Here is a 26,753-nt window from a genome sequence, read left to right as displayed (position 1 = left end):
CGCTGTCTCCGGTGCCGGTCGCGCTAGAGGTGTCCGTGACGTCGTCGGTGCCCGAGGGGCTGTCAGCAGTGACGGTGGCGGTGTTGCTGTCGTCGCCGGCGTCGATATCGGCTTGGGTGATCGTGTAGGTCGCGGAAAACGTGCTGCTGTCGGACGCGCCAACGGCGAGGCTGGCCAAGGTGCCTTGGACGGTCACCATGGGGTCAGATATTTCGATATTCGAGAGGCTGACGGCGCCGGTATTCTCGACGGTGAAGCTGTAGGTGATGGTGTCGCCCGCATCGACCCCGTCACCGCCATCGTTGAGGGTTGCGGTCTTGGTCAGCGCAATCGCGCCAGTGGTGCCGATGGCGGTTGTCAGGCGACTGTCGGTGGTGTCTGTCGCGTCCTCGGAGCTGTCCGAGGCCCGCTGGCTGTCCCCATTCAGGTCGATCCACGCAGATCCCGAGGCCGCGTTGGACAGCCCGCCCGCGTCCACATCATCCTGATCGATGATGTGGGCAAAGGTCGCCGACGCCGTCCCGCCGGGCAGGAACGCGCTGTCGCTGCTGCCCGCGCTATAGGCGATGGCCGACAGGGTCGCGCTCAGCGCCGTGCTGTCCGCGCGCTGAAAGTCGTCGGTGAGCGTCAGGCCCTGCAGCGTGACGTTGCCGGTATTCTCGGCGGTGACGGTGTAGGTGAGCGTATCCCCAAGGCTCACTGCGCCGTCGCTGTCGCTATCGGTGTGGGCGACGGATTTGCTCACAGTGATCGCAGGGGCGCGGGTCAGATTGCGGATCGTCGCGGAGCCGTTCCCGGTTCCCGCCGTCGCATTTCCTGTCGAGGCACTTTCAACCGTGAAGGACGTGTTTGCTACGCCGTCGGTGCTAAGGGCGTCGATGCTGGCAAGGTTGGAGATTGAACCACTGTCGATGTCGGCTTGGGTCAAGTCATAGGACACGGTGAATGTTAGGTTATCACCAACTTCGAGCAATGCGCCATCCGTCGTGCTGCTGCCACTGCCGGATTTAACGGGCGTGCCCAAGGACAAAGATACATTTGTGCCGGCGCCATTGGTCAGGGTGTCAGACCAACTCAGGTCGTAGAGCGGGACGTTGCCGGTGTTGGACGCGACAATAGTGTAGACCAACGTGTCGCCCACGTCGGCGCCGTCGCTCAGCGCAGCGTCGTTCACGCTTTTTAGAACCTGCAGGGTTGGCACTGGCGTGACGCCATTTGTGATGATCAGTTCATTGGTGGTGCTGTCTTCGAGCAACCATCCTGCCGCATTGTAGATCATGGCCGAGACATCGTAAGTGCTGCCTGCGGTCAGTTCGTTGCCAGCGGGAATTTCGATGCTCCAGGTGCCCGCGTTGCCGTCATCGCTAGGGCCCGTCACGCCGTTTGAGGTCATGTAAACTTGACCGTTGATCAGAATGACCAAGTATTCGCCGGATTGCAGGGTCACCGCGCCAGTGACTACAGGGGTCGTGTCCGCAGTGGTCTGGGAGTTCACCGTTATCGGACCAAGCGGTCGCTGGCTGGACGCTGTCGACAGATAGGCGTTCAGCGCGTCGAGGATGCCCGAGCCATCGGCTGAGCCACCCACATCATCGCCAGTGTCAATGCCGCGCGGGGCACTGGTCAGGGGTTTGATGTCCGACAAAGATGTCCCGAACTTGGATACGCCGAGGTTTGATGCTCCAGTAATGTAGTAGGTCGTTTCGCCGCCTGTCGTCGTATAGACAGAGCTGTTCGGATCCAGATCGGCGACGTCCTCCATCATGATGCCAGCGGGAAGGGTCGTGCCGGTGGGTGTCGTCAGCGCGATGGTTGCCACGTTAGAATTCGGCAAGAAGCCAAAGAGCTTCAGGTTGCCTTGTTCCTTAAGTTGCCAGCCAATCCGGCCCGCGATATCGTAAATGATATTACCGCGGCGCAGGCGCAACGTACCTGCCACATCGTTGCCTTGGGCGCCAGATCCGATAAATTCTCCGGTTGCACTGACCTGCGTAAAGAAGGTCGCATCGAAGCCAAGGTCAGCAAAAGTGACGACTGTGTCGGCGTCCTGATTATTGGATCCGCGCAGCCCTACGAAACCTTCGTTAAAGGGGACGGTGACAACCTCTGCCCGCGCAGCGGTCACAAGGCCGAGTGCAATCAGCGTGCTAATGACGAACAGTTTGATGCGATGACTCATGGGCGGTTCTCATTTTGGCAAATATGCGATTGCCATGATGTAGCCTAAGGTAAGTCATTGGCTTCAGGCCCCCATAGGGAGACGCCCCCTATGAAATATGGGGCCTGTTTCTATCGAAAGACTGCTGTGAGTTAAGCTGGTCATAATTGGCAAAACTTGAGAACGGAAGCTCTGTGCGATCTGGTTAACCCGTTGGGGCCTAGCCGCAGATGAGACACTGCATCAAAAGGTATTTGGCGTGTCGCATTTGAGATGCCAGAATGTGCCGCAACCGTGCGACGGGCCTTTTGGCGAGCGAGGAAATTAGAAAAGTGCGACCGCCCTGTTGTAGAAAGAGCGGTCGCGCCATTCAGAAGAACGCGACGTCGTCTAACAGAGCTTGGCTGTCCGTCAGCCCTTGGATCACGAGCTTGTCTTTGCCGAAGTCCAGCGTGACACTGTCGACGCCGATGACGGCGAACTCTGACAGCAGTTGGGCCTTGCGGAAGTCTCCTGCCCAAAGGTCAGTGTCGAGAACGATGGTGTCGATGTTGTCTTCGAAATCCAAGATCGTGTCGATGCCGTCCCCTTTGCTAAACTCAAAGCGGTCTTTTCCAGCGCCCCCTTCGAGCCAATCCCGACCCTTGCCACCCGACAGACGGTCATTGCCTGATCCGCCATGCAAGGTGTCGCTGCCGCCCCCACCGTTCAGGATGTCGCGGCCGCCATCTCCGAACAGCTCGTCTTTGCCCCCGTTGCCATTCGAGACGTCACGTCCGCCGCCCCCCTCGAGGACATCAGATCGACCGCCACCCGAAAGCGTGTCGTTTCCACCGCCTCCGACAAGGCTGTCATTCCCGCCGCCGCCGTTCAGAACGTCATGACCACGGCCCCCCTGTAGTGTGTCGTTGCCGCCATTCCCTACCAGAGTGTCGTTGCCTGCCTCGCCGACCAGCCGGTCATGGCCTGCTTGCCCTTTTAGCAGATCGTTTCCAGTTCCACCGCGCAGGGTATCGTTCCCTTGGCCACCCATCAGGGTGTCGTCGCCGCTCAAACCCGAGAGGAGATTGTTACCGCGCAGGCCTTCGATCAAATCGTCCCCGATATCGCCCGAGATGACGTTGTCCTTGCTATCCCCTTGCAAGATCAGATCACCGGGCGTGGTCAAAGAGCCGAGTGTCTCGATCGGAGCGTCGATGAAGTTCACGCTGACCGACAGATCGGCGACCTCGACCTGACCAGCTGCGCTGTTTCCGGTGAAGTTGAACACGAGCAGGTCATCTAAAACGCTGTCAAAGGCCGGAGAGATCGTCGCCGAAACCGTGATCCCCGAAGTTGTTGAGTACTGAGAGCTCGAGATGCTGCCTGACCCAACAAGCGAAACATCCTCAAGGCGCATATTCTGACTAGCGAAGGTCACGGAGACGCGAATAGTGTTGCCAGCAACGACAGTTTGATCGCCGGTCGAGAGCGTGGCCGTACCGTTTGCTCCGTCTTGGCGCAGTTCGAGTGACCACGGCGTAACATCGGTGACTTTGATCAGATCGAGCCGATAGGGGTGTGCGCCGGGTGATCCCGTTGCCCGGATGCCGGAGAACAGGAAATGCGGCGCGCTTGTGAGTGCCGTAAAGGACGCAGTGCGCAAGGCGTTGTTCTCGTCGAAAATGTCACCGAAACTGTTAAAGATCAGCCCGAGGTATTCGCCCTCGGGCCCGCGGACGTTGAATTGGACGTTACTTTCGAAGTGAGTTGGGTCTGCAACAGTGAGTTGTACTTGGTACGTGTCTCCGGCATCCAAATCGGCAACAAATGTATCGTAGTCAAAGTCCCAAGATGCATCGGTCTGCACGTAGGCGAGCGTTGGTGCATCTTCGGATATCAGCCCCACAAGATAGGATGGGTCATCGAAAAATGACAGAATTTCAGATGTTAATGGGGATAGTGAGTCGCCCGACAAGTCAGACGTCGGGGTTTCGGCTACAATCTTCATTTAGGGGAAAGGTCTTTCTATTGCTCACATAGGTCGGACATCGAACCAAGGTGTGATCCGATGGGCGCAGCCTAGGGGTCTTGGACCTAATTGCAACTTAAGGTTACATTTAATGTCGAAGGGCGCTCGAAATAGCGGGCTTACGAAAATGTTCCGTTGGGGTGCAGAAGAGAAGCGTTTCGTCTGCCGCAGGCATCAATTCATTCAAGAGGAGCTAATCGGGGCGAACTCCGTCAGAGTAGATCTGAGCCAGTCACAAAAGCGCCGAACCTTGCGGCGGTTTAGATGGGACTGCGGGCACACAAGCCACAGGGATTTTTGTGTCATCAGGCTAGCACCGCTGATAGCCCGCACCAAGTGGCCGCTGGCAATCTCGGCCGAGGCAGTCAGGCAGGACTCCAGCGCCAGCCCATGTCCATTCGCAGCCAGATCAATCGACATATGCGCGCGGTCGAACAGCACGCGGCGAGGTTGGCTCGGCATGGGGTGCCCTTGATGTTGGAACCAGTCGGACCATTGCACCACATTCTTGACTGAGTGGATCAGGCGGTGCCCCTCCAGATCGGCAGGCCTGAGCGACCCTGCGGCCGCGTAGTCGGGCGAACACAGGACTTCCATCGGCTCGACCGCCAGACATTCCACGTGCAGCCCGCGCCACGGGCCTGCGCCGTGGCGTATCTCCAGATCAATATTTTCGCGGGCAAAATCGGGCGGCTCATTCGTCGCGTCTAGACGCAATTCGATGTCCGGATGCAGCTCTAGAAATTCATCCAAACGCGGCATCACCCATTTCGTGGCAAAGGTCGGCGCGATGCGGACGTTGAGCGCGGTGTACGAGTTCAGGCCCCGCATCCGCTCGGTCGCGGCGGTGATGCGGTCCACCTCGTCGCGGATCATCTCGTAGTACCGCTCACCCGCTTCTGTAAGTACGGACTTGCGTCCTTTGCGACTGAAGAGCCGGACACCGATATGGGTCTCGATAATCTGGATCTGTTGGCTGACCGCAGACGGCGTAACCCCAAGGATTTCAGAGGCCTGCTGCATGCTGCCTGTGCGGGCGGCTGCGTGAAAGGCGGTGATGGCGCGGAAGGGAATACTCATTGAGATTAGATAATCTAATGAGTCAGCCCTGAAAAGTCGTTTGTTCTTAGGTTTTACGTCTGCCTAGAGTTGAGGAAAGCGGACTGGCCAAGGTTGGAGGAGGGCCTTGATCAGACTGCGGCACCTGCGCGACGCTGCGCCGGTTACCAGAGGAATTTGAATAGGTTACCCGCCGTGGGGTGCGTTTGCGCACTCTCTGGGTGTGCCTGCCTCTGGGGCCGATTGGTGCCGCGAACCGCCTGTCCTCCCGAGGAGTGCAGAATGAACCTATACACCAAGTTGGCTGCCCGTCAGGCGGAAGGCAATCCGATCCGCGTCGGTTTGATTGGCTCTGGCAAGTTCGGGTCGATGTTCCTGAGCCAGGTGCGCCATATCCCCGGCATGCATCTGGTTGGGATTGCGGACCTGTCTGCCGAGCGCGCGAAAAAGGCCATGATCAACACCGGTTGGGACACGGACGCGGCGGTCGCATCGACGCTTTCAGATGCGATGAACAGCGGCAAAACTTGCCTGACCGAAGACAGCGCTGAACTGATCGCGACCCCGGGTATGGAGGTGATCATCGACGCGACAGGCAATCCCGCCGCAGGCATCCGCCATGCGCTGCTGGCGGCTGAAAATGGCTGTCACATGATTATGGTCAACGTCGAAGCCGACGTGCTGGCCGGTGCCTATTTGGTGCAGGAATTTGACAAGGCTGGACTGGTGTACTCAATGGCCTATGGCGACCAGCCCGCGCTTGTCTGCGAACAGATTGATTGGGCGCGCGCCTGTGGTTTCAAGGTCGTCGCGGCAGGCAAGGGCACCAAATACCTGCCTGAATTCGCGCAATCGACCCCCGACACGGTGTGGGGCCACTATGGTTTGACGCCGGAAGAGGCCGAGGCGGGCGGGATGAACCCCCAAATGTTCAACTCTTTCCTCGACGGGACCAAATCCGCGCTGGAGATGGCGGCGATTTCGAACGCGGCGGGGTTGCTTGCGCCGCGCGATGGTCTGTTGTTTCCCCCCGCAGGTGTCCATGATCTGCCCGAAGTGCTGAAGCCGCGCGCCCATGGCGGGATGTTGGAACAGGCGGGCATGGTCGAGGTGGTCTCGAGCCTTGAGCGTGACGGGCGTCAGGTGATCGGCGATCTGCGTTGGGGTGTTTATGTGACGCTAGAGGCCAGCGACGAAGAGGGCAAAGGGGCCGACTATTTGCGCCGCTGCTTCAAGGAATACGGCGTGACCACCGATAAGTCTGGTCGTTATGCCACGCTCTATCGCCCATCGCACCTGATCGGTCTGGAATTGGGGATCAGCGTGGCCAGCGCAGCCTTGCGCGGGGAACCCACGGGGCGGACCAACGGACTGGTGTCCGATGTGGTCGCCGTCGCGAAAAAGGGCCTGAAACCCGGTGACATGCTGGACGGCGAAGGTGGGTACACCGTCTGGGGACGGATCGCGCGGGCCGAAGACTCGCTGGCAGCCAAGGCGCTGCCCATCGGCTTGGCCCATGGAATGAAGCTGACCCGTGAGGTGCCCGAAGGCCAGATGGTCAGCTGGGACGATGTTGAGGCCTCAGACAGTCAGGCCGTCACCGTCCGCCGCACCATGGAGCAGGCGTTCAGCAAACAGCTTCTGGCCGCCGAATAGGAGTTCTCTCCCGCCCTGTCGATGCTTCGGGATCGGCAGGGTTGGAGGGATCAGCCTTGCGTCGCACACCATTCGATTTCGCGAGCCCGTGGCTGAGGAGAGCTGCGGAAATCGCAAAAACTGGCCTCTCATGGAGAGGGGAGGCCGCAAAGGGAGGAAGACCTATGACCAAAACGCTAAAGTTGATCCTGTGTAGTACGGTGCTTGCCGCAGGAACTGCGTCGGCCGACACAGTCACCTTGCGCATTCAAACGCATCAAGCGCCGGAGTCCGCGTCCGGCCGCATGGTGCAGGGCTTTGTCGAGGATGTGGAAACCATGTCCGGCGGATCGCTCGATATCGAGATGTTCTACAGTTCGGCTGTTGTGGCATCGGCCGAGGCTTTCTCGGCGGCGGCGAACGGCATTCTGGACTGCGACATGACCAACGGCAGTTATCAGACCGGTCTCAACCCTGCGTTTCAGTTCGTGGCGGACACGATGGGCGGCTATGACACGCCACTGCATTACCACGCATGGCTGAAAAACGGCGGTGGGATCGAAGCGATCAACGAACTCTACGAGCCTCAGGGCATGTATTATGTGGGCGGATACCTTGGCGGGCAGGAGTCGCTGAACTCGACACGCCCTCTGAACGGGATCGAAGACTTGCAGGGCTTCAAATTCCGCTCGCCCCCCGGGATGGAGTCCGAGATTTTCGCAGAGCTCGGCTCGACACCGATTGTTATGGACTTCACTGAGATCTTTACCGCGTTGGAGACAGGGATCATTGACGGGGCGGATGCCTCGACGCTGGCGAATAACGTGGGCCTCGGCATCTATGACATCGCCAAGCACACCACCTATCCGGGCTTCCACTCGATGTCCGCAGACCATCTGGCATGCTCGACCTCTGTGTGGGAGGGGCTGACCGAACAGCAGCAAGAGATCATCAGAACCGCGATGGACTCCATGGCTCTGAAATTGATGACCTTGACACTAGTCGAAAACGGCGAGGCGCTGGCAACCCTGCCTGACCAAGGCGTGACGATCTACGATTGGTCTGCCGAAGATCGCGCGACCTTCCGCGAGGCGGCCATCGGGCGGTGGGATGAGTGGGCAAAGAAAACCCCAGAGACCCAGAAGCTGGTCGACAGCCACAAGGCGTTTTTGAACCGCATCGGCTTGGGCGGCGAGTAATCGTTTCGACGCGGGCCCGATCGTCCGGCTCGTTTCCCACTGACTAGGACCGCTGCGCCCCTCCTCGTGTCACTCGGGGAGGGGCGTTTTCGTGATCTCTACAGATGCGCGCTTTTGTCTGTCACTCTTTCTTTTCACGGGCGTGGATGACACGGTGGCGCCAGAGGTTGAGGGTTATTTCAGAACAGAGGTATGCGATGAACCGTTTTTCCCTAGCAGGTAAAACCGCGCTCGTGACGGGCGCAAATACGGGGATCGGCGCCGCGATCGCGGTGGCGCTATCAGGCGCGGGCGCGCATGTGATCGCAGCGGGGCGCCGCAGCTGCGCCGATACTGTCGACTCGATGGGCAGCGGCGAGGAGATGCTGCTGGATTTCACCGATCCGATGGCTGCCAAGGACGTCTTCGCGAGTCGTCCTATCGACGTTTTGGTCAATAACGCCGGGATCATTCGCCGCGCCGACGCCGTCGATTTTACCGAAGCGGATTGGGACGACGTGATGGACGTGAACGCCAAGGCTCTGTTTTTCACCTGTCAGGCTTTTGGCCGCGCGGTCATCGCCCGTCAGGCGACGGGTAAGATTGTAAACATTGCCTCGCTTTTGTCTTTTCAGGGAGGCATTCGCGTCCCTTCCTATACCGCGTCAAAGCATAGCGTCGCGGGATTGACCAAGCTGCTGGCGAACGAATGGGCTGCCAAGGGCATTAACGTGAACGCGATTGCGCCGGGATATATTGAGACAAACAACACTGCAGCGCTCCGCGCCGATCCTGACCGCAACCAGGCCATTCTGGATAGGATTCCGGCAGGACGCTGGGGGCATGCCCAAGATATTGCCGACTCGGCAATTTATCTCGCGGCACCAGCCTCGGACTATGTGCACGGCGCTATTTTGAACGTGGATGGTGGGTGGTTGGCGCGGTGACCAAACCGCGCCGCCCTATCATCACTCAGGGTCTGCCATCACCAGAAGCTCAAACGTCACGCAAACTGGTGACTGGCCGGGTGTGATCATGCCGCCGAACTGGTTTCCCGCAGGGTCAACGCAGCGCATGGGCAGAGACAGGGTCCGGTTCCAGCGCGCTTGCGGGTCAATCAGCACCTCTGAGATCGGAGAGGCCATGGGCGGGCTATCCTCAAACACAGCCCCGATCAGGCTACCGATCCCGTAGATGGTCGCGCGTGCGAAACCGGCCTCTTGGGTAATTGCGCTGATCGTCCCGTGGATGTCAGCGTGGGGGCTGACTTTGGCGATAAACGCATTTCCTTTGGTCTCGCCGCCGGTCGGATGGAAAATCGGAAATAGGGTTTCCGCGTTCATCGAGACCTCAAAGACCCCGCCCTTGAACGCGATTAGCGTGACCTCGCAATCGTCAGAGAGTGTCACCGCGTCAGGCAACAGGTGTCCAATCTCGGTCCTGGTCTCAGACGTCCAGATCGCGTGACAATGCAGCCACCATGCGCCGTCTTTTCGGCCGACAATAGCGGTTCCCGCTTGGATGTGACCCGACGTGCGGCTGTGCGTGGCACTATACCATGCCGCGTGGACCCCATCGTTGGATGGCCCCGGCATGACGAAATCGAACGGACCCATTTTTAGCCCGTCTACCACCATCACGCCGCTGTCACAGCCTGCCGCGTCCATCGCGTCGGATACGGCCTGCATGAGCACTGCGCCCGCGGGCAGGGTGACTGTGACCTGCCGCGCGGTTCCCCGCGCGACGGAATAGAGCTCGGGGGATGGGGGGCCAGGGTGGCGGATCGCGTCGCAGCTGGTCATGACAACTCACCGGGCCAGAGGCCTTGGGCCTCCAGTTCCTCTCGGACGAGTTTCTTGGTGACCTTGCCGTAGCCGGTTTTCGGCATCTCGGGCAGGTAGATGTACTGGCTCGGCAGCTTGTATTTGGCCAGCTTGGCCGCGAGCAGGGCATTCAGTTCTGCTTCGTCGACGTCATGACCGGCCTCCAAGACGCAAATCGCCAGCCCTACCTCGCCCCATGTGCGGTGCGGACAGCCAAGGATCGCGACTTCGGACACTGCGGGGTGGGTCAGCAGGAGCTCTTCGATCTCGCGCGGGTACACGTTCGACCCGCCCGAGATGTACATGTCCGAGGCCCGACCTGTGATGTAGAGATACCGCTGTTCGTCCAAGTGCCCCAGATCGCCCGTGCGGAACCACCCATCGCGAAAGGCTTTCTCGTTCGCGCCGTCGTCCATGTAGTACCCCGCGCAGACGGCGGGACCGGCGACGCAGATTTCACCGGTTTCATGGGGGCCTAGGATCTGACCGTCATCCCCTTGGATCGAGACATGCAGGCCTGTGCGCTCGATGCCGCAGGTGCCAACGCGGGCCTCGGGGCCGTCCTCAATGTGGTGGTCATGGCGGGGCAGCACGGTGATCGCGCCTGTTACTTCGCCAAGGCCGAAGTATTGCACCAGCACATGCCCCAGCTTGCGCAGAGCATGCTTCTGATCCTCTCGGTACATCGGCGCGCCCGCATAGATCACGTAGCGCAAGGAACTGTGGTCATAGGCGTCCACGGCGGGATGCTCGGTCAGCATTTTGACGATGGTCGGCACGGTGAACATGTTGGTCACCTTGTAGCGCTGGACCAGTTCCCACGCGGCCTCAGGGTCGAACTTGCCAGCAGGGACCAAAACACTCGCCGCGCCGGCTGCGATCTGGACCAGTTGGTGCATCCCTGCCCCGTGGGACAGGGGCGCGACCACAAGGCTCACGTCGTCAGGCGTGGTTGAGGGCATCAGGTCGTTCAGGTGGTTCAAGGTCACGAACCCCAGTTGGCCGTGGGTTAGAACCACTGCCTTGGGGCGCCCCGTGGAGCCAGAGGTAAAGAACAGCCAGCACGGGTCATCCCGATCCACGTCCGCGTTCATCACGTCCTGCCCCATGTAGTCAGCGATCAGCGCTTCGTACTCGGTGCCAAAGCCGCGGCCGATACAGACCACATGCTCTAGCTTGGGGGCGGCCTCGGTGCAGGCGGTGGCGTGGCCTGCAAAGTCCTGTTCGCAGAACATGAGGGACACATCGGCCTTCTTGCCCAGATAGGCGACCTCGTCCGCGCGTTGGCGAAAGTTCGATGGCACCCAGACCGCGCCCACCCGCCAGCAGGCCAGCATGATTTCAGTGATCTGGTTGTTGTTCGGGGATTGCACCAGAATGCGGTCGCCGTGTTGCACGCCAAACCGATCCTGCATTGCGGCGGACAGCGCGCTGACACGGGCATCGAGTTGTCCCCAAGTAATCGTTAGGTCATCCCAGATGATTGCGGGCCGATCCCCCAGACGCGCGGCATTGCGGGTCAGGAAATGCGCGAGGTTTGTGGTGCGAGTGCTCCACGGCAGCTTGGGGTCGCGGTTCGAAGTTGCGCTCATTTCACGCGCTCCATGATCGAGACGTAGTTCGCCACCGCCGCGCCGCCCATGTTGAAGACGCCCGCCATGGTCGCGCCGTCAATTTGCATGGTGCCCGCGTCACCCGCCAATTGCATGGCGGCCATCACGTGCTGGGACACGCCCGTCGCCCCCAGCGGATGCCCCCGCGATTTCAGCCCGCCCGAGGGGTTCACCGGCAGCTTGCCGTCGCGGCGTGTGATACCCTCGCGGATGACACGACCGCCTTGGCCTCGCGGGGCCAGACCCATGGCCTCGTATTCCAACAGTTCGGCAATGGTGAAGCAGTCGTGGGTTTCCACGAGGCTTAGGTCGTCCAAGGTCACACCCGCCTCGGCCAGTGACTTCTGCCATGCGCCCCGTGCACCTGCGAATTCCGTGGGGTCGCGACGGGACAGAGCCAGCACGTCATTCACCTGATTGCGCGCGCGAAAGGCGATCGCCCGCTCCAGATCTGCGGCTACATCGGGATGGGCGATGACCAGCGCCGCCGCCCCGTCCGAAATCAGCGAGCAATCCGTGCGCCGCAGGGGCCCCGCGACCAGCGGGTTCTTGTCGCTGACGGTGTTACAAAAGTCGACGCTGAACTCTTTGTGCATGTGGGCATAAGGGTTCAGCATCCCGTGGGCGTGGTTCTTGGATGAGATCATCGCCAGTTCCAGACTGTGGTCCCCGTTGGCCTGAAAATAGCTGCTGGCGATCTGGCCAAAAACACCGGCAAAGCCGTTCTCGGACTCGCCCTCTTCGGCGCGGTAGGATGCGGTCAGCATGATGTCACCGGCCTGTGATGTGGGCGTGGTGGTCATCTTTTCCGCCCCGACGACCAGCGCGATCTTGCCCCGTCCGGCGGCCACGAAATCCATCGCCGCATAGAGCGCAGCCGACCCCGTGGCGCAGGCGTTTTCCAGGTGCATCGCGGGCACGTGGGCCAGCTCGGGAACGGCCATCCCGACCAAGGACCCCTCGAACGCCTGAGGCGAGAAGCCGTTGTTGTAGGCGCCGACATAGATGCCATCGACGTCCGCCGCCTCGACCCCTGCGTGGGTCAGGGCATCGGGCACGACGCTCGCGATCAGGTCGATCAGGTTCTCCTCTGGCGCTTTACCGAATTTGCTGTGGGCCCATCCCACGATTTGCGGATGATCCATGGTTCTTCCTCCCCTCGAACCGGTGTCAGGTGTAGCCAAGCCTGCGGCGCAGTTTGGCTTCGATCTTGTCGGCCTCGCGTTTTAGTAGCGCGGCCAAAGTCTGTTGTCTGTCTTCGCCCATGCGGGAGTCGATGGCGGCGATGGTCAGCGCACCGAGTACGTCCCCCGTCGGCGCCTTGATCGCGACGCCGACGGCCCACGAGTTGGCGAGATACAGACCCGGATTCAGCGCCCATCCGTTCTGGCGGGCGTGGGCAATGCCCTGATCTAGCACCTCGGGCGTGTAGCGTTCGTAATCCTTGGCCAAGATCGGCCCGATTTCCGCGCGCACTTGTGCTTGTTCGTCGTCGGACAGCGCGGCCAACATAGCCATCGCGCCCGCGCCAACGGCCAGCGGATGACGGTAGCCGACTTGCAAGGCTTGGGTGCGGATCGGATAGCTGCCCTCTTCGCGGTGAAGGCACACGGAATAGAGCCCTCGCCTCATGGACAAGAAGCTGCTATCGCCGCTTTCGGCCGCCAGATCCCGCAGGCTGTCCATCGCCAGCTCCAGCAGATCAAACCGGCGCTGCGCCATCAATCCGACCACGTAGCTCTCTGGCCCCAAGGCGTAGTTCCGGCTGGCAGGGTTCTGTTCGACCAAGCCCGACCGCATCAACGCCAGCAGCATCCGCCGCACCGTCGGACGGCTTAGGCCCGATTTGGAGGTCAGGGTGGTCATTGGAACCTCGTTGCCACCATTGCGAGCAATGAGCGACAGCAGCGACAGCGCGCGATCCACACTCTGCGCGCCGCCCGATTCGACCCGTTCCGTCTTCATTCTAGTATCCATATTGTGGACATATAGTATCGTCTCCCTATGCCATGCTGAGCGATACTTGGCCGCAAGGCAAGAATTTTCGATTTATCATTTACACAAGGCGGAATTCATCCTTATCTTAGATGAGCGCTAACATCCATAATGTGGATAGTGCAGCCTGGGCAGTGGATTGGGAGGTCCGCTGAAATGGGATCGTGAGGGAGGAAAAACATGAAGACTTTTGGTAAGGTCGCGGTTGTCGCGGCCCTGATGGCGAGCGCCGCCAGCGCAGAGACGCTGGTCATGCAGAGCGTCTATCCGTCGTCGTTGCCCCTGCTAGGGGACAGCGGCGTGAACCTGTCAAAACAGGTCGAGATGCTGACAGGCGGCGAGCTGAGCATCGAGTTCAACGAACCGGGTGCCATTGTTGGCGGCAATGAAATGTGGGACGCAATCTCGACCGGCGCGGTGGACGCGGGGTGGTACAGCCCCGGCTTTGCCCAAGGGATTATTCCTTCGGCGGCGATCTTTACCTCTGTGCCCTTTGGCCCTGATATCCGCGCGTACACCGCGTGGTGGTACGAAGGCGGCGGCAAGGAAATCTGGGCCGAGATCACCGAGCCCTATAACATCCACACCGAGCTGTGCGCCATTCTGGTGCCCGAAGCGTCCGGTTGGTTCGCCAAAGAGATCAATACGCCCGACGACCTGAAAGGGCTGAAGATGCGCGTGTTCGGGCTTGGTGCACAGGTCATGCAGAAGCTAGGGGCAGAGGCGCAATCCATGCCTGTTGCGGATACCCTGACTGGCTTGCGGCTTGGCACGATTGACGCCGCCGAGGTGTCGTTCCCGCTGATTGACGAAGCCGTGGGCATGAATGAATACGCCAGCCACTACTATTTCCCAGGTTGGCACCAGCAGACCTCGCTGATCACCTTTATCGCGAACCAGGATGTCTGGGACGGGCTTGAGGATCAGGAGCGTTTTGCGATTGAAACAGCTTGTGCCGCGAATGTGGGCTTCACCTCGGCGCAAGGTGAGGCCAAGCAGATGGAGCCGTTGGCCAACCTAGAAGCCGCGGGCGTTACGGTGCATCGCTGGAATGACGAGATGATGGGTGCATTCCAGACTGCATGGGATGAAGTCGTCGAAGAACAGGTCGCTGCTGACCCCGATTTCGCCCGTGCGTGGCAGAGCCTGTCTGACTTCCGTGATGGGTTCGCGAAGTGGGCCGACCTCGCGTACATCAAGTAAGGCGTACAAGGGGTGGCAGTTAGCTGCCGCCCTGATTTTCCCAAAAGGTTTTCAGGAATGGAACGATTGCTTGCTGTTTCGGACGGTCTGGCCGCGCCGTGCCGCGCCGTCGCGCGGGTGTGTGGCTGGCTGCTCTTGGTGCTGATGGCCGTCATTCTGTATGACGTGATCGGACGGCGCTTTTTCTCGACCGGCTCTTTCAAACTGCAAGAACTGGAATGGCACATCCACGGCGCCATCGCGGTGCTGTGTTTCGGCTTTGCCTATGTCGAAAACGCCCATGTGCGGATTGACCTGTTTTCCCAGCGCATGACCCGCAAAACGCGCCTGTGGATCGATATTCTTGCGATCGCCTTGTTCCTGATCCCGTTTATGGTTCTGCTCGTTTGGTACGGCTACGACTTCACCATGCGCAGCTTTACCCGTGGCGAAGGCAGTCCAGGCGGCGTTGGCCTGCCTAACCGATGGATCATCAAATCCGCCATCCCTATCGGCGCGCTGCTGACCATCAGTGGCGGACTGTCGGTGTTGCTGCGCGCCATTGTGGCCTTGCGCCGCCCTGATCTGGTGCAGGAGCTAGTATGATCGAGCTGTTGTCTTCGTCCCTGCCGGGGCTGATGTTCCTATCGCTGGTGATTGCGTTGTTTTCCGGTGCGCCCGTGGCGATCATGCTCATGGGGATTTCGCTGGTCTTTGGGCTGCTGGCGCTGCTGACGGGCGACATGCGACTGGCGCAGGCGACGCTGCTGCCGAACCGCATCTTCTCTGGCACCATTGAAAACGCGGTGCTGGTGGCTGCGCCAATGTTCATCTTTATGGGCATTATCATGGAGAAAACGCGCATCGCCGAGGATCTGCTGGTCACGCTCCAGCGGATCATGCGGGTCATTCCGGGCGGTCTGGCGCTGGCGGTCGTGCTGATGGGCACTATCCTTGCGGCTGCAACTGGGATTATTGGCGCGTCGGTTGTGATGCTGGCCATGCTGGCGATCCCGACCATGGTGGAGCGCGGCTATGACAAAGGGCTGGCGGCGGGCACGGTTGCCTCTGCCGGAACGCTCGGCATTCTGATCCCGCCCTCGGTGATGCTGGTGTTCATGGGTGATCTGCTCAGTATTTCTTTGGGCAGGCTCTTTGTCGCTGCTTTGATGCCGGGCCTGCTGCTGTCAGCGGTGTACGTGGTTTATATTGTTGTACGTAGTTGGCTTCAGCCGCATATGGCACCCAAAGCGCCCCCACCTGCGCCACATGAGCGCCCAGGGCTGTGGCTCGAGACACTCAAATCCGTTTTCGCCCCCTTGATCATGATCATTGCGGTTCTTGGCTCGATCCTTGGCGGGGTCGCAACCCCGACCGAAGCCTCTGGCGTTGGGGTGTTCGCCGCCCTCCTGCTTGGTCTGCTCCGAGGCCGGCTGAATATGTCCGTTCTGCGCGACAGCATGGACGGGTCGGTCAAGCAGCTGGGGATGCTCTTTTTCATTTTTGTCGGCGCGACAGCGTTCTCTTACATCTTCCGCAAAGTGGGCGGCGAGCATTTCATCGTCGACACCGCCCGTGCGCTGCCCTTTGGAGACTGGGGTCTGCTGTTCGCAATGATGGGCATGATCTTTGTCATGGGGTTCTTCTTTGACTGGATCGAGATCACACTGATTATGCTGCCGATCTTTGCACCCGTCGTGCAGTTGATGGACCTTGGCGGGCATGTCGAGCAAAGCCAGATGATCTACTGGTTTGCCATTCTGGTCTCTCTGAACCTGCAGACCTCGTTCCTGACCCCGCCGTTTGGCTTTGCGCTGTTTTACCTGCGTGGGGCGGCGTCTCAGCACCTGACGATCAGCGACATCTATCGCGGGATCATTCCCTTTGTGCTGCTGCAATTGGTGCTGCTGGGGCTGACCATCGCCTACCCCGACATCGCGATGTGGCTGCCGAACAAGGTGTTCCAATGACCGGACGGATGGTGGGCAAACGGGTCGCCGTGATCGGCGCAGGCTCTGTCGGCGCGGGTTGGGGCAACGGCAAAGCTGCTGCGGTGCTCTACGCCCGCGAGGGCGCTCAGGTCCTTTGCGTTGACCGAAGCGAGGCCGCTGCTGCCGAAACGGCCGCGTTGATCACAGGCGAAGGTGGTGTTGCGTATACGTGTGAGGCCGATCTCACCGATCCGGTCGCGGCCAATGCTATGGCCCACACCGCCCAAGGAAACATGGGTGGTTTGGATGTCTTGCACTTCAATATCGGCACCAGTGTCAAAGGTGGGCTTGATGACACCAGCTTTGACGACTGGCAAACGGTCTTTGCGATCAATCTTGATGCGGCGTTTCACGCGACCAAAGCCTGCGTGCCGCTGATGGGGCAGGGGGGCGCGATCGTCTATATTTCGAGCCTTGCAGGGAGGAACAACGGGCCCTATCGCTACATCGGATACGAGGCGTCAAAAGCAGCGCTTCAACGATTTTCCCGAAGCATCGCGATTGAATATGCGCCGCGCGGTATCAGGGCGAATACAGTCGTGCCAGGCATGATCGATACGCCCCATGTGGCCGCGATGATCGCGCCTGGTCAGGACATGAAGGTAGTACGCGCCGCACGGGCCGCGCAGGTGCCTTTGAAACGGCAGGGCACGGCGTGGGACATTGCCGAGGCGGCGCTTTTCCTGGTGTCGGATGCGGCTGGATTTATCACCGGGGTCGATCTACGGGTCGATGGCGGTATGGGAACTTTGATGGGAACATCAGCAGGATAGGATGAACGTATGACGCAAAAGATTGCTCTTGTTACGGGCGCGGCCCGTGGCATCGGATTGGCAACGACCAAACTCTTTATCGAAGAAGGCTGGCAGGTCGCGATGGTCGACCGTGATGGTGATGAACTCGCGATTGCGGCTGATGGTTTGGATCAGGCCAAGCCCTTTGTCTACGACGTGTCGATCCCCGAGCAGGTGACCGAGATGATCGCCGCTGTAAAAGGGGCCTTTGGCCGGATCGACGCGGTGGTCAACAATGCGGGCGTTGCGGACTTTGGTCCGATCGAAGAGACCGACTTTGCACGCTGGCGCCGCGTGATGGAGACGAACCTTGATGGCGTGTTTCTTGTGTCCCAAGCCGCGATACCGTCGCTCAAGGAAACCAAGGGCGCTCTGCTGAATATCGCGTCGATCTCCGGCTTGCGGGCGTCTACGTTGCGTGTCGCCTATGGCACGTCCAAGGCTGCTGTGATCCAGCTGACCAAACAGCAGGCCGCGGAATTGGGGGAATACGGCATTCGCGCGAACTGCGTCTGCCCTGGTCCCGTCCGCACCAAGCTGGCAATGGCCGTTCACTCGCAAGAGATTATCGACGCCTACCATGACGCGATCCCGCTAAATCGTTACGGATCCGAACGCGAAATCGCAGAGGTGATCGTTTTCTTGTGCTCTGAGCGCGCCAGTTATGTCACGGGGCAGGTCGTGGCGTCTGACGGTGGATTTGACAGCACAGGTGTTGGGCTTCCTGCGCTGCGGACCTGATCTGCAAATAAAAATTGGCGCAGCCGATGCAGCTGCGCCAGTAATTAGCTGACCAAACATGTCTGCCCTTAGGCTGGCGCAGGAATGGCCAGGATTTCTGGTGCCTCGACGTTATCTGGCGAATGGGGCTCATCCCCATAGGCGACACGGAAACGCAGGATGATATCGCGCAGACTGCCGACCTGAGCGGCCAATTCCTCGGCGGTCGATGAGATCTGCACCGAAGCGGTGTCGTTGGCCTGAATGCTGGTGTCGAGTTCGATCATGGTGTCGCGCACTTGGCTGGCACCAATGGACAGCTCTGAATTGGCACGCGAGATTTCTGAAACCAGCAAGGATGTTTCTTCGATCTCGGACACCAGTTCGATCATCATTTTATCTGCGCCTTCGGCAGCCATGACAGTCCCCTGAGAGATATCGCCGATCTCTGTCGCGGCCTGTTGGCTGCGTTCTGCCAGCTTGCGAACTTCAGAGGCGACGACGGCAAAGCCGCGACCATGTTCACCGGCACGGGCGGCCTCGACCGCAGCGTTCAGGGCCAAAAGGTCGGTCTGACGGGCGATCTCTTGGATGATAGCGATCTTTTCGACCACATCACGCATGGCGGCGATCGCACCGCGCATGGCAGCGCCGCTCTCGCGGGCGTTGCTGGCCGCACTGGATGCGACGGTTTCAGTCTTCTGAGCGTTCTCGGCAGCCTGTCCGATATTTGCGGTCATCTGCTCGACCGCAGAGGCCACGCGCTGGGAGACGGCGCTCTGTTGGACGGCGTTGTTGCTTAGGTTTTCAGCTGTGCTGGCCATCATGTTCGCGCCGGTTGCAACGTTGGCCGAGCCGGTGGTGACTTCGGATACGATATCCCGCAGGCTTGTAACCATCGTGTTCAGGTTAACGAGCAAGAAACTCAGTTCTGACTTCCCGCGAACGTCCTCTGTGCGGGTCAAATCGCCTTCGGCCACTCGGGCGCTCAGGTTATGCGCTTTGGTCAGGCCAAGGTTCAGGGATCTAAAAATCCGAGCGCCGGAGAGCAGCGTCACCAGCGCGGCCAGAGCCATCACACCCAGGGCTGCGATTTGCGCCTGTTGTGCTTCAGCTGCCGAGCTTGCCACGGCGCTGTCCATATCGGCAGTCTCGGCGTCCAGCACGCGCGTGAGCAAGTCCTGCAGATCAGTCAGGATTTTGCCGTTGTGCTGGTCCAGCAACTCGGCCGCTTTGAACGGGCTTCCAAAGCGCAGTACCATCGCGGCTTTCTTGTTCACCTTTTCCAGATCGGTGCGCAATTCGTCGTACTGATCCAGATTGGCCAGCAGCTCCGGGCCAGCCGTTTCGCGGCGGGTGTCGATGAGCGTCTCTTGCTCTTTGCGCAGCGCTTTCAACTCCTTGCGGATTGCCGATTTGCGCGACTTGTCCTCTAGCAGCATGTAGTCACGCACGAGGCTCTGTATTGAGGCTTGGTTCTTGGCGAGCGTTTCGAACAGAAGGATGGTCGCAAAGTGGTTCTCAACAATCTCTGCGCTGCGACGCTCCATTTCGCGCATCTGGTAGGCGGCACCGAGACCGAGCGCGCCAATCACCAGAAGCTGAAGCGCAAATACAAAAAGAAGGCGGGATTTGATCGTCTTCAGCATGGGGGGATCCTGCTTTTTCAAAGAGACTCTATCCCTAGCATCCTCTTGAACGTTTCTGAGGCCGTCTATTAGACGAGGCGAAAAGGACTTTTGGACATGTACTTTTATCCTCCTGTCCCGCAGCTCGGTCCGTCGGCAGACGCCGTTGCGGGTTCTTCTGGAAGCGGACATTTCCGCAGACTTATTCATTAAACGTGATATGATCGGCCAAAGAAGGTTGGGATCAAGAGGAGGAGACATGATCCGCTATCTCACGACGGCCGCTATTTGTCTGGCTGCGTTGCCGCTGGCCGCAGAGCCGGTCCATATCACCCGCGATGTGATGTCGGTCACCGTTCCGCTCGAAGGTGGGGCGACGGTCGACATCTCTCGCATTCAGGACAACGATCACCGGCTCGAAGGCGACTGGGACCTGACATCTCGGCCCTGTCCGAATTTCTGCATCCAGCCCATGGTGCCTGCCGAGGGAGTTACGGCGATTGGTGAACTTGAGTTGCTTGAGATGCTGCAAGATCCGAATACGGTCGTTGCCGACGGTCGTGTGCGCCCTGAATACCTGAAGGGGACGATCCCGGGTGCGATCTCTGTGCCCTACACCGAAGCGGCAGATCGTTTGGACGTGTTGGGTTGCGAAGTGGATTTTGATGGCTTTGATTGCGATGTGGCTGGGCTGAAGGATGTGGCCCTATTCTGCAACGGCCCGTGGTGTGGGCAGTCGCCAACCGCAGCGCGCCGGATGATCGAGGCGGGCTTCCCCGCAGAGCGGATCTACTATTATCGCGGCGGCATGCAGATGTGGCAGCTGTTCGGACTGACTGTGGTCGAGGGTCAGTAAGTCCCGTTTAGGGGCGAACGGCGTCGCCTCTGTTCCAATCCGCTAACGTCTCGAGAATACGTGTCTCAAACAGGCGGGCTGCTGGCGATAGCGTAGCGTCGTGCTTTTTAACCAAGTGCAATTCGCGCCGAGCGGCCTTATCCGCCAAAGGGCGAAAGACCAAACCACTCTGCGCTGCAGCCCATGTTGTCATCTCTGGCAAAATGGTCAGACCGATGTTTGCCTGCACCATACCAAGGATCGAGGCGACGTTCTGCGCTGTTAGAAGAGAGCCTCTGTGTAGGGCACGCGCGGGCTCTGCCGCGATGTTGGCGGACAGGCTGTTCGCGATCAGGCGATGCCCCTCTAGCGCCTCCCACGTGACGGGGCCACGCTCCGCGGCCAGCGGGTGGGCCTGTGCGCAGATCACGCCAAAAGCGTCTGTCATCAGCAGAGTACTGTCCAGTCCGGCGACATGCTCTCCGATCGTGCCGATCCCGATGTCAATCCGGTTGCGGTCCAATTCGTGCCGTATGGAACTGGAGTCCATATCGCGCATCTCGAGATCCACTTGTTCAAAATCTGGCATGTGGCGGGACAAAACACGTGGAATGATCGTACTGGCGACAGAAGGCACCGTTGCGATCCGGACGCGGCCATGAGCGGCGCGTGCGTACCCTTCGATTGCGCGGACGGTGTTGTCGAACTGCTGAAGTTCCCGCTCTGCTTGCTCCAGCACAAAGGTGCCCAAAGCGGTCAGCCTGTTTTTTCGGTCGGTTTCGAACAAGGGCTCGCCCAAATGGGTCTCGAACTGCTTAAGCATCATGGACACCGCCGAGGGTGTGCGCCCGAGTGCATCTGCCGCATCGCTTAGGTTTCCAGTGCGGGCCACAGTGGCAAAGCCCCGCAGCATTTCCATCTTCAGCATCCGAGCCAACCCAACTTCAACAAAACTGAAATGTACTTCAGAAGTTTAAGTTTGGCTGAAGGTGCGTGGCGAGTCCATACGAGAGGGGCTTCCCAACTGCACAAGGCAATCCGTCATGACCGAGAACCACAGAAACCTGATTGCTGGCGCATGGCAGACTGGTGAAAGCGAAATCGAGAACCGGAACCCTTCTGACACAACGGATCTGATTGGTCTCTATGCGCAGGCGAGCGCGGATCAGCTTGACGCGACTTTGGCGCAGGCCCGTGTGGCTCAAGCAGAATGGGCTGCTTATGGCATGGAGCGGAAGCAGGCGGTACTCATGGCCATCGGTACAGAGCTTATGGCCCGCGCCGAAGAGTTGGGCATTCTTCTGTCGCGCGAAGAAGGCAAGCCGTTCGCCGAGGGCAGGGGCGAGGTCTATCGCGCGGGTCAATTTTTTACCTACTACGCGGCGGAATGCCTGCGCCAGTTGGGCGAGAACGCGGATTCCGTCCGCGCAGGGGTGGAAATTGACGTACGCCGCGAGCCCGTCGGGACAGTCGCGATCATCAGCCCTTGGAATTTCCCCACCGCGACCGCGTCTTGGAAAATTGCACCTGCGCTCTGCTATGGCAACGCGGTTATCTGGAAACCTGCGAACCTGACACCCGCATCCGCAGTCGCGCTGACCGAAATCATCAATCGTCAGGACATTCCCAAAGGTCTTTTTAGTCTTGTGATGGGCGCAGGGAGCACCATTGGCCAGCGTTTGGTTGAGAGCCCTCAGGTGGATGCAATATCCTTTACTGGTTCAGTTCCCGTGGGCAAATGTATCGCTGCGGCGGCGATCCAGAACCTGACCAAAGTGCAGATGGAGATGGGCTCCAAGAATGCGCTGGCAGTGATGGACGACGCGGATCTGGACGTGGCGGTGACCTTGGCACTGGGCGGCGCTTTTGGTGGGACAGGGCAGAAGTGCACCGCGTCCTCGCGCTTGGTGGTGCACGAGGCGATCCACGACGCCTTTGTCGAGAAACTGGTGGCTGCCACCAAGGCGATGAAGGTCGGTCATGCGCTAGAGCAAGGGACCCAAATAGGGCCCGTGGTCAGCGCGCAGCAGTTGGCCGAAAACCTAGAATATGTGACGCTGGGCCAGACTGAAGGTGCCGAACTCGCATGCGGCGGTGAGCGTCTGCAAATGCCAACCGACGGCTTTTACATGTCGCCCGGTGTGTTTCTGAACACCACCAACGCGATGCGGATTAACCGCGAAGAAATGTTTGCGCCCCTCACCTCGGTTATCAAGGTTGGCAGTTATGAAGAGGCGCTGGCGGTCGTGAATGACACTCATTTTGGACTCACGTCAGGGATTGTTACGACCTCTTTGGCACGGGCAACGCATTTCCGTCGTAACGCGCGGACAGGGGTGGTTACCGTGAACTTGCCGACAGCGGGCACCGATTACCACGTGCCGTTTGGCGGGCGAGGTGACAGCTCGTATGGTCCGCGCGAGCAGGGCAAAACCGCAGCCGAATTCTACACTACGGTGAAAACCGCTTATATCAGCGCAGGTCCAATCTGATGCGCATTGACGGTCTGCAATACGCGAATTGGTCGGAAAAGATTTTTCGTCAGCTGCGTGAAGGAGGCGTGGACGCGGTTCATGTCACCATCGCGTATCACGAGAATTTTCGCGAAACGGTACTGAACTTCGAACAGTGGAACCGGTGGTTCGAACAATATCCAGACCTGATCATGAAGGGGCTGGGGGTTGACGACATCGACACGGCCCGAGCCACGGGAAGGACGGCTGTCTTCTTCGGTTTCCAGAACCCAAGCCCAATCGAGGACGATATCGGTCTGGTCGAGATCGTCCATTCCCTTGGCGCGCGGTTCATGCAGCTGACCTACAACAACCAGTCCCTGCTGGCGACCGGCTGTTACGAGGCCGAAGATGCTGGCCTAACCCGCATGGGCAAGCAGGTGGTGCGTGAAATGAACCGCGTGGGTCTGGTGGTGGACATGAGCCATTCGGCCGACCGCTCGACGATCGAGGCGGCGGAATGGTCCGAGCGCCCTATCGCGATCACCCACGCAAACCCGCATGACTGGGCACCCGCCCTGCGGAACAAGCGGGATGCGGTCATTCGGGCGGTCACAGAAAACGGCGGGATGTTCGGCTTTTCGGTCTACCCTTACCATCTAAAGGGCAAGTCAGGCTGCACGCTGGAGGACTTCTGCGAGATGATCGCCCGCGCCGCCGAACGTTACGGCCCAGAGCATCTGGGGATCGGCACGGATCTCTGTCAGGACCAGCCCGACAGCGTTGTCGAATGGATGCGTGTGGGCCGCTGGACCAAGCAGATCGACTACGGCGAAGGGTCTAAATCCAACCCCGGTTTCCCCTCTATGCCATCTTGGTTTCAAGACAACCGTGACTTCGGAAATATTGAGGGTGGTTTGCGCGCGACAGGCCTGAACGAGACGGAGGTCGCCGGCATTATGGGTGGTAATTGGTACCGCTTCTTTTCTGAGAGTTTCGCGCCTTCAACAAAGCAAGAAGAGTTTGGAAATGGCAGTTAATGGCACCCAGAGCGTGCAGTGAACGGGAGAGCACAATGTCAGGCACTAGTGAAAACCAGCAGAAGCTGCAGATTCGGGTGGTTTTCCCGTTTCCGACTGCGGACGGATTTGGCGGCCTCTCATTTGTCAGGGCTCTTTATTGTTACCGTAGCGTCCGCGTCTCTGTTGCTTCTGTCCTCGCTTTGGGGCGCGCTTCGGATCACCTTCGCCAAGGGCAGTTGACTAAGACCGGTTCGTGCGTGGTGCCGCGCCCGAACCTATTATTCGCCGTCTGAAGATAAGGTCCGTTCTAATGACCGAAGTGCCAAATCGCGACCCCGAACTGGTGATGCGCCTCGCGCAGCTTGGCTCCTTTCATCAGTCGCGCCTGTCGTTCAAACGTGTTCTGACCCGCCGGATGGCGGCAGAAGGGTGGCGCTTTGACTGTACGGCGTTCGAGATCGACGGAAATGGCGAAGGGCACGCGGTCTACACCGCCCAAACGCCGGAGCGCACCTATTCGCTGATCGCCTTTGCGCATGATCTGCCACCCGAAAAGCGATCCGACCGCGTGATTGCAGAGGCGTGGGATGCCACGTTTACTCTGTTCGATGGCGTGCCAGAGGATGCGGATATCCAGCGTCTTGCGCAGAACATTCCACTCCAAGAGGCGGGGCGCGTTACGGGTCGGGAACTATCCGTCTCGCGGGCGAACCGTTCGGTGCGATTGTGGGAACACGTGGTCGCCTCGATCGCTGCTGGCGATCAGCCCGAAACCGCTCAGATCGAGGCTGTGGGCTATTTGATGCGGACCACCGCGGTCTATGGTTCTGGCAAACTAGGCGCTGCAGACCGTGAGATGATTGCAGATCGCCCCGAGTTCCGCGTTCCGTTTCAGGTCGAGATGTTGTCGGTTTACCTGACACGATGGTTTGTGACGGATCTGGTACAACATATGGCCTGCTGCCGCGCCCAACAAAACGGGACGACTGCGGCAAAGCTTGCGCCGCAGATCGCGCGGTCATTGGGGATCGGGAATTCGACCGGACTTGGGATGGCGCCGTTTTTGCTGAACCACCCAGTGCTGTTCAACAACTGGATCGCTGCGCGCGAAACGGCACTCAGCCGCGTGCGTGGGATCGATATCGCCAACGGTGCGGACATCGCGCTGTTTCAAGAGCTTTTTGAACGCAGCGCTCTGTTGTTTGCCTCTTGGCGGTCTGAACATCCCCTGCAGCGAGAGAAGTTGGCTGCGTTGCAGGCAGACGTCGCGGCCCTGCGCCTGTGTCTTCAGACCATTGATTTGTCGGCCCCGCACCCTTGGGATCGCCTCTATCAATGGGCAGAGCAGAACCTATCGCTCGAGGGGCAAGAGTGGGTCGTTTCGCTGCTGCTCGAGCCCTATGGCGCGCTGGTGGATGACTTGGCGGAGACCATGGCTGCTGACAATACGGCGACATTCCGGATCGCTGGGGCCATGACCATCGCGGACCTGCGTGCGCTGCTGGAGCGCGTGTATCACTGGGCCATCGAGACGGACTGGTCGCTGCCCGCCAATCGCGCCCGCGCGTGGTATGTGTCCGAAGAGAAGCTGGAGCCTCGTCTTGGCGAGCGTTTCGAAGAACCGGTCGAAGAATACGAGCAGCCGCTCGCGCCGGGGCGAGATGCTGCCGCGCTGCACAGGGCTTTGGCCCACTGGCCCGATGACGCGCAGGTGGCCGAATTCATCCTCCGCCACCCCGAACACCGCCACGCTTTGCGCCGCGCGCAGATTGTCGGCCGCGCACCCTATGCCGAGATCCGAGATAACACGATTTCAGAGCGGGTGATGCCCATAGACATGCTGCGCTGCAAGCTAGCGTTCTTTGGTGCCACCAAGTTCGATCCTCGCTCCGACCGCTGGTTACGGATTTGCATGTACGGCAACGCGCCGCTGCCGCCGGAATTGACGCCTGACACCGCAGAATACTGGCCCTATCCTGACCTTCCAAAGGGAGATGCATGACCTATTCCCTGAACGAAATCGAAGCACTCAGCAAACGGGCGGCACGGGGATCTGGCCTTGCTTGGGGTCTTGCTGAAGAGGCGGCCAAAGGCACCCGTTGGCTGTCCGCCTTTGGTTTCCAGGGAACAGACCTTTTGGCGGATCTTTTGGAGATGAATGACCGCATTCCAGCGATTGATGTCTCGCCGGTGTCCTTGCGCGCCGCCGTCTGGCACGCTCCGGCGCGGCGGATGAGCCCCCTGATCGCGGGTGCCTCTCTTAGTGATTGCGCTGTACGGCTGATGGAACGCGGGTCCATCACCATGGAGAACGTCTGCGTTCCGCTCTTGGCCGTGCCTTTTATGGGTGGGGCCGCATTACGCCTTGGTCATCCTGTCGCGGCAGAATGGGACGGGGTGCGCGTGGCTACCGACGGACGCCATCTGTGTCTGCACGGCGAAACTGATATTCTCTACACTCGCATGACCACCGAAATGGTCTTTTCCACACCTGCCAAGATGACCGGCACCAAAGAACCGGTAATGCGCGCCAGCGTCAGCCCCCAGAGTTGGGACCGTCTTGCCATGTTCGCACATCGGACCTTTGCACCCGCCACGGATGAAAGCCGCCTAAAGGGTGCAGGCGCTGGTCTGAATGACAATGACTGACCGCGTC

General features: G+C 59.7%; 22 protein-coding genes. 13 read left to right on the top strand and 9 right to left on the bottom strand.

Going from position 1 to position 26,753, the window contains the following annotated elements:
• The 3 genes from N4A58_RS15300 to N4A58_RS15290 form a co-directional block, all read right to left on the bottom strand.
• Positions 1-2,179: hypothetical protein (locus N4A58_RS15300; RefSeq protein WP_293711078.1), on the bottom strand; the 2,179-nt coding region annotated here is incomplete at its 3' end.
• A gap of 349 nt (positions 2,180-2,528) precedes the next feature.
• A complete protein-coding gene (locus N4A58_RS15295) occupies positions 2,529-4,148 on the bottom strand; it encodes a calcium-binding protein (RefSeq protein WP_293711077.1) in 1,620 nt (539 codons plus the stop codon).
• A gap of 204 nt (positions 4,149-4,352) precedes the next feature.
• Positions 4,353-5,249 carry a LysR substrate-binding domain-containing protein gene (locus N4A58_RS15290; protein WP_293711076.1) on the bottom strand — a complete coding sequence of 299 codons (897 nt, stop codon included), beginning with the start codon at positions 5,247-5,249 and terminating at the stop codon, positions 4,353-4,355.
• A 261-nt stretch (positions 5,250-5,510) separates the two neighbouring features.
• On the opposite strand from N4A58_RS15290, the gene N4A58_RS15285 reads away from it, so the two are divergent.
• The 3 genes from N4A58_RS15285 (at position 5,511) to kduD (ending at position 8,988) form a co-directional block, all read left to right on the top strand.
• Positions 5,511-6,884: a Gfo/Idh/MocA family oxidoreductase gene (locus N4A58_RS15285; protein WP_293711074.1), complete on the top strand. Its 1,374-nt coding sequence runs from the start codon at positions 5,511-5,513 to the stop codon at positions 6,882-6,884.
• Between the two features lie 164 nt (positions 6,885-7,048).
• A complete protein-coding gene (locus N4A58_RS15280; protein ID WP_293711072.1) occupies positions 7,049-8,062 on the top strand; it encodes a TRAP transporter substrate-binding protein in 1,014 nt (337 codons plus the stop codon).
• Between the two features lie 197 nt (positions 8,063-8,259).
• Positions 8,260-8,988: a 2-dehydro-3-deoxy-D-gluconate 5-dehydrogenase KduD gene (gene kduD / locus N4A58_RS15275; protein ID WP_293711070.1), complete on the top strand. Its 729-nt coding sequence runs from the start codon at positions 8,260-8,262 to the stop codon at positions 8,986-8,988.
• Between the two features lie 21 nt (positions 8,989-9,009).
• Here kduD and N4A58_RS15270 read toward each other — a convergent pair whose 3' ends face one another.
• The 4 genes from N4A58_RS15270 to N4A58_RS15255 are packed head-to-tail and all read right to left on the bottom strand — an operon-like array spanning position 9,010 to position 13,442.
• A complete protein-coding gene (locus tag N4A58_RS15270) occupies positions 9,010-9,843 on the bottom strand; it encodes a hypothetical protein (protein ID WP_293711068.1) in 834 nt (277 codons plus the stop codon).
• On the bottom strand, positions 9,840-11,456 hold the full coding sequence (locus N4A58_RS15265) for an acyl-CoA synthetase (protein WP_293711066.1): 1,617 nt from the start codon (positions 11,454-11,456) through the stop codon (positions 9,840-9,842). The genes N4A58_RS15270 and N4A58_RS15265 overlap by 4 nt, the downstream gene beginning before the upstream one ends.
• The gene (locus N4A58_RS15260) at positions 11,453-12,622 is read right to left on the bottom strand and encodes an acetyl-CoA acetyltransferase (RefSeq protein ID WP_293711064.1); all 1,170 of its coding nucleotides are present in this window, start codon (positions 12,620-12,622) and stop codon (positions 11,453-11,455) included. The genes N4A58_RS15265 and N4A58_RS15260 overlap by 4 nt, the downstream gene beginning before the upstream one ends.
• Positions 12,623-12,647: 25 nt before the next feature.
• Complete coding sequence (locus N4A58_RS15255; protein ID WP_293711062.1) at positions 12,648-13,442, bottom strand: IclR family transcriptional regulator; 795 nt, start codon at positions 13,440-13,442, stop codon at positions 12,648-12,650.
• Positions 13,443-13,652: 210 nt separating this feature from the next.
• On the opposite strand from N4A58_RS15255, the gene N4A58_RS15250 reads away from it, so the two are divergent.
• Genes N4A58_RS15250 through N4A58_RS15230 form a run of 5 tightly spaced genes read left to right on the top strand, consistent with a single transcriptional unit; the run spans position 13,653 to position 18,180 of the window.
• Complete coding sequence (locus tag N4A58_RS15250; protein WP_293711060.1) at positions 13,653-14,675, top strand: TRAP transporter substrate-binding protein; 1,023 nt, start codon at positions 13,653-13,655, stop codon at positions 14,673-14,675.
• A 57-nt stretch (positions 14,676-14,732) separates the two neighbouring features.
• Complete coding sequence (locus N4A58_RS15245; RefSeq protein WP_293711058.1) at positions 14,733-15,260, top strand: TRAP transporter small permease subunit; 528 nt, start codon at positions 14,733-14,735, stop codon at positions 15,258-15,260.
• Positions 15,257-16,624 (top strand): TRAP transporter large permease subunit, encoded by a 1,368-nt coding sequence (locus N4A58_RS15240; protein WP_293711056.1) that lies wholly within the window; start codon positions 15,257-15,259, stop codon positions 16,622-16,624. Before N4A58_RS15245 ends, N4A58_RS15240 begins: the two co-directional genes overlap by 4 nt.
• Positions 16,621-17,418, top strand: a complete 798-nt coding sequence (locus tag N4A58_RS15235; RefSeq protein WP_293711054.1) for an SDR family NAD(P)-dependent oxidoreductase — start codon at positions 16,621-16,623, stop codon at positions 17,416-17,418. Before N4A58_RS15240 ends, N4A58_RS15235 begins: the two co-directional genes overlap by 4 nt.
• A 9-nt stretch (positions 17,419-17,427) precedes the next feature.
• The gene (locus tag N4A58_RS15230; RefSeq protein WP_092464765.1) at positions 17,428-18,180 is read left to right on the top strand and encodes an SDR family NAD(P)-dependent oxidoreductase; all 753 of its coding nucleotides are present in this window, start codon (positions 17,428-17,430) and stop codon (positions 18,178-18,180) included.
• 68 nt (positions 18,181-18,248) lie between these two features.
• Here the strand turns inward: N4A58_RS15230 and N4A58_RS15225 are convergent, their stop codons facing one another.
• Positions 18,249-19,808 (bottom strand): methyl-accepting chemotaxis protein, encoded by a 1,560-nt coding sequence (locus N4A58_RS15225; RefSeq protein WP_293711052.1) that lies wholly within the window; start codon positions 19,806-19,808, stop codon positions 18,249-18,251.
• Between the two features lie 238 nt (positions 19,809-20,046).
• Here N4A58_RS15225 and N4A58_RS15220 point away from each other — a divergent pair, with 238 nt between their 5' ends.
• Positions 20,047-20,643 (top strand): rhodanese-like domain-containing protein, encoded by a 597-nt coding sequence (locus N4A58_RS15220; protein WP_293711050.1) that lies wholly within the window; start codon positions 20,047-20,049, stop codon positions 20,641-20,643.
• Between the two features lie 7 nt (positions 20,644-20,650).
• Here the strand turns inward: N4A58_RS15220 and N4A58_RS15215 are convergent, their stop codons facing one another.
• Entirely contained in the window at positions 20,651-21,550 is a 900-nt protein-coding gene (locus tag N4A58_RS15215) for a LysR family transcriptional regulator (RefSeq protein ID WP_293711048.1), read from the bottom strand.
• 115 nt (positions 21,551-21,665) lie between these two features.
• Between N4A58_RS15215 and N4A58_RS15210 the strand changes: the two genes are divergently transcribed.
• The 4 genes from N4A58_RS15210 to N4A58_RS15195 all read left to right on the top strand — a co-directional run bounded on the left by N4A58_RS15210 (position 21,666) and on the right by N4A58_RS15195 (position 26,746).
• Positions 21,666-23,114 carry an aldehyde dehydrogenase family protein gene (locus tag N4A58_RS15210; RefSeq protein ID WP_293711046.1) on the top strand — a complete coding sequence of 483 codons (1,449 nt, stop codon included), beginning with the start codon at positions 21,666-21,668 and terminating at the stop codon, positions 23,112-23,114.
• Positions 23,114-24,115, top strand: a complete 1,002-nt coding sequence (locus N4A58_RS15205; protein ID WP_293711044.1) for a membrane dipeptidase — start codon at positions 23,114-23,116, stop codon at positions 24,113-24,115. Before N4A58_RS15210 ends, N4A58_RS15205 begins: the two co-directional genes overlap by 1 nt.
• A gap of 292 nt (positions 24,116-24,407) precedes the next feature.
• Complete coding sequence (locus N4A58_RS15200) at positions 24,408-26,099, top strand: hypothetical protein (protein WP_293711042.1); 1,692 nt, start codon at positions 24,408-24,410, stop codon at positions 26,097-26,099.
• Positions 26,096-26,746 (top strand): DUF3726 domain-containing protein, encoded by a 651-nt coding sequence (locus N4A58_RS15195; RefSeq protein ID WP_293711040.1) that lies wholly within the window; start codon positions 26,096-26,098, stop codon positions 26,744-26,746. The genes N4A58_RS15200 and N4A58_RS15195 overlap by 4 nt, the downstream gene beginning before the upstream one ends.
• The last annotated feature ends 7 nt before the right edge of the window (positions 26,747-26,753 follow it).

The organism is Donghicola sp., from assembly GCF_025210255.1.
Lineage (GTDB): Bacteria > Pseudomonadota > Alphaproteobacteria > Rhodobacterales > Rhodobacteraceae > Donghicola > Donghicola eburneus.
This window is presented reverse-complemented; position numbering and strand designations above follow the sequence as displayed.

Bases quoted from the DNA above. Each gene is read 5' to 3' on its own strand.
- N4A58_RS15295 (WP_293711077.1), bottom strand. From the start codon at position 4,148: ATGAAGATTGTAGCCGAAACCCCGACGTCTGACTTGTCGGGCGACTCA.
- N4A58_RS15290 (WP_293711076.1), bottom strand. From the start codon at position 5,249: ATGAGTATTCCCTTCCGCGCCATCACCGCCTTTCACGCAGCCGCCCGC.
- N4A58_RS15285 (WP_293711074.1), top strand. From the start codon at position 5,511: ATGAACCTATACACCAAGTTGGCTGCCCGTCAGGCGGAAGGCAATCCG.
- N4A58_RS15280 (WP_293711072.1), top strand. From the start codon at position 7,049: ATGACCAAAACGCTAAAGTTGATCCTGTGTAGTACGGTGCTTGCCGCA.
- kduD (WP_293711070.1), top strand. From the start codon at position 8,260: ATGAACCGTTTTTCCCTAGCAGGTAAAACCGCGCTCGTGACGGGCGCA.
- N4A58_RS15270 (WP_293711068.1), bottom strand. From the start codon at position 9,843: ATGACCAGCTGCGACGCGATCCGCCACCCTGGCCCCCCATCCCCCGAG.
- N4A58_RS15265 (WP_293711066.1), bottom strand. From the start codon at position 11,456: ATGAGCGCAACTTCGAACCGCGACCCCAAGCTGCCGTGGAGCACTCGC.
- N4A58_RS15260 (WP_293711064.1), bottom strand. From the start codon at position 12,622: ATGGATCATCCGCAAATCGTGGGATGGGCCCACAGCAAATTCGGTAAA.
- N4A58_RS15255 (WP_293711062.1), bottom strand. From the start codon at position 13,442: ATGAAGACGGAACGGGTCGAATCGGGCGGCGCGCAGAGTGTGGATCGC.
- N4A58_RS15250 (WP_293711060.1), top strand. From the start codon at position 13,653: ATGAAGACTTTTGGTAAGGTCGCGGTTGTCGCGGCCCTGATGGCGAGC.
- N4A58_RS15245 (WP_293711058.1), top strand. From the start codon at position 14,733: ATGGAACGATTGCTTGCTGTTTCGGACGGTCTGGCCGCGCCGTGCCGC.
- N4A58_RS15240 (WP_293711056.1), top strand. From the start codon at position 15,257: ATGATCGAGCTGTTGTCTTCGTCCCTGCCGGGGCTGATGTTCCTATCG.
- N4A58_RS15235 (WP_293711054.1), top strand. From the start codon at position 16,621: ATGACCGGACGGATGGTGGGCAAACGGGTCGCCGTGATCGGCGCAGGC.
- N4A58_RS15230 (WP_092464765.1), top strand. From the start codon at position 17,428: ATGACGCAAAAGATTGCTCTTGTTACGGGCGCGGCCCGTGGCATCGGA.
- N4A58_RS15225 (WP_293711052.1), bottom strand. From the start codon at position 19,808: ATGCTGAAGACGATCAAATCCCGCCTTCTTTTTGTATTTGCGCTTCAG.
- N4A58_RS15220 (WP_293711050.1), top strand. From the start codon at position 20,047: ATGATCCGCTATCTCACGACGGCCGCTATTTGTCTGGCTGCGTTGCCG.
- N4A58_RS15215 (WP_293711048.1), bottom strand. From the start codon at position 21,550: ATGCTGAAGATGGAAATGCTGCGGGGCTTTGCCACTGTGGCCCGCACT.
- N4A58_RS15210 (WP_293711046.1), top strand. From the start codon at position 21,666: ATGACCGAGAACCACAGAAACCTGATTGCTGGCGCATGGCAGACTGGT.
- N4A58_RS15205 (WP_293711044.1), top strand. From the start codon at position 23,114: ATGCGCATTGACGGTCTGCAATACGCGAATTGGTCGGAAAAGATTTTT.
- N4A58_RS15200 (WP_293711042.1), top strand. From the start codon at position 24,408: ATGACCGAAGTGCCAAATCGCGACCCCGAACTGGTGATGCGCCTCGCG.
- N4A58_RS15195 (WP_293711040.1), top strand. From the start codon at position 26,096: ATGACCTATTCCCTGAACGAAATCGAAGCACTCAGCAAACGGGCGGCA.